General features: G+C 45.4%; 5 protein-coding genes. All 5 read right to left on the bottom strand.

Annotated features, from left to right (window positions below):
* Window positions 1-18: 18 nt before the first annotated feature.
* The 5 genes from HMPREF2572_RS01210 to HMPREF2572_RS01225 all read right to left on the bottom strand — a co-directional run bounded on the left by HMPREF2572_RS01210 (window position 19) and on the right by HMPREF2572_RS01225 (window position 6,053).
* Complete coding sequence (locus HMPREF2572_RS01210; protein WP_070495676.1) at window positions 19-1,809, bottom strand: hypothetical protein; 1,791 nt, start codon at window positions 1,807-1,809, stop codon at window positions 19-21.
* A gap of 98 nt (window positions 1,810-1,907) precedes the next feature.
* Window positions 1,908-3,758, bottom strand: coding sequence for a hypothetical protein (locus HMPREF2572_RS01215; protein ID WP_070495649.1), 1,851 nt, complete (start codon window positions 3,756-3,758; stop codon window positions 1,908-1,910).
* A 239-nt stretch (window positions 3,759-3,997) separates the two neighbouring features.
* Window positions 3,998-4,381 carry an adenosylmethionine decarboxylase gene (gene speD / locus HMPREF2572_RS01220; RefSeq protein ID WP_070495652.1) on the bottom strand — a complete coding sequence of 128 codons (384 nt, stop codon included), beginning with the start codon at window positions 4,379-4,381 and terminating at the stop codon, window positions 3,998-4,000.
* A complete protein-coding gene (locus HMPREF2572_RS14510) occupies window positions 4,378-4,524 on the bottom strand; it encodes a hypothetical protein (RefSeq protein WP_003742187.1) in 147 nt (48 codons plus the stop codon). The genes speD and HMPREF2572_RS14510 overlap by 4 nt, the downstream gene beginning before the upstream one ends.
* A 2-nt stretch (window positions 4,525-4,526) precedes the next feature.
* Complete coding sequence (locus HMPREF2572_RS01225; protein ID WP_070495655.1) at window positions 4,527-6,053, bottom strand: DUF4178 domain-containing protein; 1,527 nt, start codon at window positions 6,051-6,053, stop codon at window positions 4,527-4,529.
* Window positions 6,054-6,265 lie beyond the last annotated feature (212 nt).

A 6,265-nucleotide genomic window follows, 5' to 3' on the forward strand; every position in this document is an offset into this window, starting at 1 on the left:
TTTGATGAAATGTTTCCATCAATTTTGTTTGATTGCGGACTCTTGTTGGAAACGTTTTTTATTAAGCAGGGTGTCAATGAAAAAATCAATTCGTTCCCCATCAAAAAATACAGACCCTTTGATGTTTTTACATACCGGATCCCGCGAAACATACGAAAATCCATTATCCTCTTCTGAAACGTCTGATTCTTGAATGATGCCACTGATATTTTTGAGACATTGCCTATATACCGCTTCTTGTTTGGCATTGTCTCTCATCCACTCGATGTACTGTTTTTTCTTTTTTTCATCCAATACTGACCTATAAAGCATCCCAATTCTTGGAAACTCTTCTTCATATTTTTCTTTTGAAATCAGGAGTTCTTCTACAGTCTGATCCTGAAATTTTTTAAAGAGTACACGGAAATACATTTGGCATGATACGCCTTTTACCCAGTTTATTGATGCTTTACCACTACTACAATGTTCTGCTTCTTCAGCAATCAATTTATCAATACTTTTTTTCTGCAACTCATCCTCTGCAGACTTGATTTTGTCAGCAAGTACCTGTCCTAATGCGATGTCAATTGATACTGGCTTCCACTTTTCCGTACCCAATGCATCAGCTACCATGCGTGAATGGTCTTTTTTCATGATGCTTTCGAAGTCTTGCCAAGGTATTTGGGCATATTTCTGCACCAAAATTTCTTTGATTTTTGCAACTTCAGGTGATTTTTCCAATCGCTCCCATTCCGGCTGCTCCCCCTCTTCCTTTTCCCAATTTTGTTTAATCCGTTTTACCAAAATTTCTCTGTCAACAGCCTTACTTAAATTTATAGGCAGCTCCAACCGTTCCATGACTTGATTCGCAATGGCGCATTCTGGATAAAACACATAATAGTAGGAAGAGTCTTCGTGTTCGGATTCATCAACTTGGGTTACCGCCACTTTGTCCTTAAGTTGTTTAAAGCATTGTCTGTATTCAGCATCGAGTTTGCTGTGATCCGACATCAATGTTTTCTCAATGTTCTTCCAATCTACCTCTGTGGCGGCGCGGTAGGCGGCTGTCAAAATAGGAGCAGGCATGTGCTCGCCATCGCTATATTTTAATTCTATCTGCACGAGTTCAAATAATGTCTTTTCTGAGAATTTCTCTTTTAAAACATGATAATAAGCTTTACACAAAGGAATATGATCCCAAGCTTCCTTCTGGCAGCTTTGCGGGATTTCTTTGGTCAGTGTTTCGATATTTTTTGTTTTCAATTCATTCAAAAACGGTTCCGCCTTATCAGCAAAGATGCGGTCTATGGCTTCTCTTTTAGCCCGTTCTTCCAATGAGCTGTCGGCAGTTATGGAGTGGACGGATTCTTGATGTAAAGCCTTGGAATAGAATGTTTTCCAATCTTCATCGGCATATTTCTTTTCCCATTCGGTTTTGAATTGCATGGCTTGCTTTTCAATTTTTTGATTAAGCGCTTCTTTTTCCGCATTTTCTTTCTGCCATTCATGAAGCGGTTCTGCGGAGTCAACAGCCGTCCATGCGGAAAAACAGGGTAATAATTCGGCGTTATCAGGGTTCAGCATCAAAAGATCGTCGGGATACGCCGCAATCATTTGTCGTCCATCGGTGTTTTCTATATCAACGCCCGCCTTCTTAAACACGTCGTCTTTCAAACATTGTTCTTTTTTAGCTTTGGCTTCGTCGAGATGCTGGAAATAATACACGCGGTCTTTGACGGGAGGCGTGATGGGGATTGAACTTGGTTGACTGATACACGCGCCTAAAGAGAGGGCGGATAAAGCGAGGATGGCGGAAGTGCGTAAGCGCATTGTTAGTTCCTTGGGCAGGATATTTTTAAAATTTAAAAATGGGGTCGTCTGAAAACGTAAAGACGGTTTCAGACGACCTTTTTGATGAAATGTTTCCATCAATTTTGTTTGACTGCGGATGCTTGTTGGAAACGTTTTTTATTAAGCAGCGTTTCAGTAAAGTAGTCGAAACGTGACTCTTCAACTGGAAGACCAGAGCTAAACGCTAGACATCCCGGCGCCCGCCTAGCATACGAAGAACCATTATCCTCTTCTGAAACATATGATTTTTCGATGATTCCACTGATATTTTTGAGACATTGCCTATATGCCGCTTCTCGCTTGGTATTATCATTGCTCAGTTCAAGGTATTGTTTTCTCTCTTTTTCATGCAATACCGAAGAGTAGGCTACGTAAACCAATAAAAACCCATCTTCATCTTTATTTTCATATTTATCTTTTGAAGCGGAAAGCTCTTCTAACGTCTGATTCTGAAATTTTTTTGAGAGAGCGCGGGAATATACTTTACATTGACTATCTGCTAACCAATCTATTTTTCCTTCATCGCGACAGCTGGCAGGAATCTCGGCAATCAGTTTATCGATGCTGTTTTTCGCTAATTCATCCACGAGAGGCTGGGTTTTGTCAGTAAACACCTGGTTCAATGCTATGACCATTATCTGATGCTGCTTTTGTTTCTGTTTCGGTTCCTCTTCCGTACCCGAGAAAATGTCTGCCATATTCACCGGATTATCTTTTTCTACGGTGCTTATGAAATTTTGCCAAGGTGTTTGGGCGTATTTCTGAGCCAAGATTGTTTTGGCTTGTGCGACCTCAGGCGTTTTTTCCAACTGCTTCCATTCTTTTTCGCTGTTTGCTTCTGTTTCCCGGGTTTGTTTGCCGAAATTTATCCAAACCGCGCTGTCAATAACCTTATTTAAATCAGTAGGCAGCTCCAACCTTTCCATGACTTGATTCGTAATGACGCATTCCGGATAAAGTTCTAAATAAAAGGAAGGTGTGAAATGTTCCGTGTTATTTATCTGGGACTCTGTTGCTGCTATTTTATCGCCGATTTTTTTAGTACATTGCATATATTCGGTATTGAGTTTGCGATAGTCCAGCATTAATGCTTTATCCATTTTTTCTGAATTACCCTCCACCGCAGAACGGTAGGCAGCCGACAGAACGGGAGCAGACAGATGTTTGGCGTCGTTATATTGTTTTTCCATATCCGCCAATTCGGATAATGTTTTTTCTGAGAATTTGTCTTTTAAAACATAATAATAGGCTTTACACGAAGGAATAAGGTCCCAAACTCCCTTACGACAGCTGTGTGGAATTTCTTTGGTCAGTGTTTCAATGTTTTTTGTTTTCAATTCATTCAAAAACGGTGTCGCCTTATCGACAAAAATACGGTCGATGGCTTCTCTTTTGGCCCGATCTTCCAATCGGTTTTTTCTATTCCGCGCTTGAACGGATTCTTTACGCAAAGCCTCGGGGTAGAATGTGTTCCAATCTTCATTGGCGTATTTCTTTTCCCATTCGGCTTTGAACCGGCTGACCTGCTTTTCAAATTTTTGATTAGTCGCTTCTTTTTTCGCATTTTCCTCCTGCCATTTGCGCAGCGGTTCTGCAGCATTGTTTGCCGTCCATGCGGCGAAACAGGGGGATAATTCGGTGTTGCCAGGATTGAGCATCAAAATATCGTCGGGATACTCCGCAATCATTTGTCGTTCATCGGCGTTTTCCATATCAACGCCCACCTTTTTAAACACGCCGTCTTTCAAACATTGTTCGTTTTTAGCTTTGGCTTCGTCGAGATGCTCGAAATAATAGATGTAGTCTTTGACGAATGGGTTGATGGGTGTTGATGATGAAGAACTGGTGGGTGCCGAACTTGGGTTGCTGATACACGCGCCTAAAGAGAGCGCGGATAAAGAGAGGATGATGGAAGTGCGTAAGTGCATTTTGGTTCCTTGATGTTCTTAGTAGGAATATTTTTTGGGGTTTTAAAATGAGGTCGTCTGAAAACAGACTGAGACTGGTTTCAGACGACCTTTACAGGTTTTATAGTGGATTAACTTTAAACCAGTACGGCGTTGCCTCGCCTTGCCGTACTATTTGTACTGTCTGCGGCTTCGTCGCCTTGTCCTGATGTACTATCTGCGGCTTCGTCGCCTTGTCCTGATTTAAAGTTAATCCACTATCATTGTTCTACTGGCGGCTGCGTATCGTCCAATATTCCTTCGCCACGTTGCGCTACCGTCCAAACTGCCCGTTCTGCCGCCAATTCCCTGCACAATACTTCCTTCACTTTTTCCAACTTCATGCCGCCGCAGATAAATGCGTCTATGGCGGCGAAGCGGTGTTCCGGCCATGTGTGGATGCTGATGTGGGATTCGGCGAGAAGCAGGATGCCGGTAATGCCGCCTGCCCCGCCGAAGGTGTGGAAACGCTCGGCAAGGATGGTGGCTTCTGCGGCTTGGGCGGCGGCTTTTAGGACGGTTTTCAGACGACCATCGTCTTTCAAGACAGCTTGATCACAGCCATATAAATCTAAAAGACCATGGTTGCCGGGGATATGGGTCATTTATGACCTCCGGAGAAACCTCCGCCGCCGTAATAGCCGCCGGAGTGCATACGCGAGCCGTCGGAATCGGAAGAGCCGTAGCTGATGATCATGGAGATGATGATGATAATGGTGCTGAAAATGATGTAAGTGGCTCTCGACATGATTAATCCTCGTCCTCGTCTTCTTTGCCCATGCTCCACAACAACCATGTTCCTATAAAGATGGCTGAAAGTGTGGCAGAGTTGCCGTCGGTCAGCAGCGCGGGAAGGTTGACGACGACCAAGATGGCGGTCATGACAAGCCTCAATTGGTTGTCGACGCCGTCCGCGCTCATTTTCGCCGTGTATTTGGGCGCTTCAGCCTGCAAACCGAAGGCGCTGGCGACTTTGCCGTAGGTCGTGCGCGTGCTTTTACTCCATGCCAGCTCGTGCTCGGTCAGCTCAACACACAGTTTGCTGTTGCTGCCGACTTGGTAGTCGGTGTAATACGCCAAATCACCCGAACGGATATGCCAGTAAAACGCGCCGGCGGCGACTTCGACTTTGCCGCCGTAGGAATAAAGTTCATTACAACCTTGCGGTTTGCGGGCGCTGTTTAAACGCGGCCAGTTGTTTTGCGTTTCGGATTGGCTCCACTCGCCGTCTGACGATTCGACCAACCACGCAAAGCCTTTCTGCGGATTGTAAAGCAGGTATTCGACCCACCAACCGACCGGCGTCAGCATGCGCCGTTTGCCTTCAAACATATATTCGTAAGTCGCATCGGGATCCAGCTCGGAATACCTGACCGCACCCATCACAAAATAATCATTGTTATTCAGACGACCTTGTTTGCCGATAGGCAGGGTAAACAGTTTATTCTGCGACACACGCATGGCGTTGGCAGTAATCAGCCGCGCTTTTTGTTTGCCGACTTCCAATTCGCTGCCGCAACTCGGGCAAATCAGAAAATCGGTGACACCGCTCAACCAATGGACGGATGATCCGCAATTCGGACAATTTTCCGAATGATGGCTGCCTTTCAGACGACCTGCGGTTTCACGGATTTGGTCGTCGGTACGGGTATTCTGCAGTTTCAGTTCATTTAGGCCGACCATACTGCCGTAATAGATTTCGGGAGGATCATCGCCGTAATCTATCGTCAGGAAAAGGCCGGCGTGTCGCCAGTCTATGACTTTACTTGTCGTGTCTTCAGTCAGCTTAAACGGCAATTCGCCCTGCGCCGCCGATTTTCTGAGGCTGATTTCACGTTTATCCGACGGAACAAAGTTTTTATTTTGGAAATTGAAATTGCAACCGCCCGGCACGACATCGTGAAACTCCGGCACAACTTCAGGCGATTCAACCAAGCGCGTCATGGAATACAGGTCGCCGGATTCAGACAGCCAACCGGTTTGCCCGTCATCAAACAGCGCATACCATTCGTTCCACACACCGTCGTCGTATTGCACCTGAAGCCGTCCGACCAAGGTAAATGGGCGGGTAACGTATGTCCCTGTCGTGCCGATTTGCAGCGGGCTGAAATCTTCCAACAAAGCGGAATCGCGTCCGGAATCGACGATACTGTCATCCTGCCGCACCAGCATGCTGTTGCAGTAGCCGCACACCAGCGTAACGGCTGAAGCGGAATGCGCCTCAACAGGCGCGCCGCAGCTCGGACAGTCGGTTTTGAAGAATGGGGTGTTTGACATGAATTTTCTTTTTAGGATTTTCAGACGACCTGGGGCAAACTGATATGGGCTTTAGCCGATTCTTAAAAAACGCTGGCAAATAAATACCTTGCCACATTTTCCAAAACGCAAACGACGTCCACGCTATCCATATGCCGATGCAGACCGCAGCAGACAAGCAGTCGGCAGCAATATGATTGTATAGTATAGTGGATTAACTTTAAACCAGTACG

It is taken from the genome of Neisseria sp. HMSC064E01, assembly GCF_001808875.1.
GTDB lineage: Bacteria > Pseudomonadota > Gammaproteobacteria > Burkholderiales > Neisseriaceae > Neisseria > Neisseria sicca_A.

What these genes read in the sequence shown, in the direction of transcription:
- HMPREF2572_RS01225 (WP_070495655.1), bottom strand. Translation starts at nt 6,053, where the DNA reads ATGTCAAACACCCCATTCTTCAAAACCGACTGTCCGAGCTGCGGCGCG.
- HMPREF2572_RS14510 (WP_003742187.1), bottom strand. Translation starts at nt 4,524, where the DNA reads ATGTCGAGAGCCACTTACATCATTTTCAGCACCATTATCATCATCATC.
- HMPREF2572_RS01210 (WP_070495676.1), bottom strand. Translation starts at nt 1,809, where the DNA reads ATGCGCTTACGCACTTCCGCCATCCTCGCTTTATCCGCCCTCTCTTTA.
- speD (WP_070495652.1), bottom strand. Translation starts at nt 4,381, where the DNA reads ATGACCCATATCCCCGGCAACCATGGTCTTTTAGATTTATATGGCTGT.
- HMPREF2572_RS01215 (WP_070495649.1), bottom strand. Translation starts at nt 3,758, where the DNA reads ATGCACTTACGCACTTCCATCATCCTCTCTTTATCCGCGCTCTCTTTA.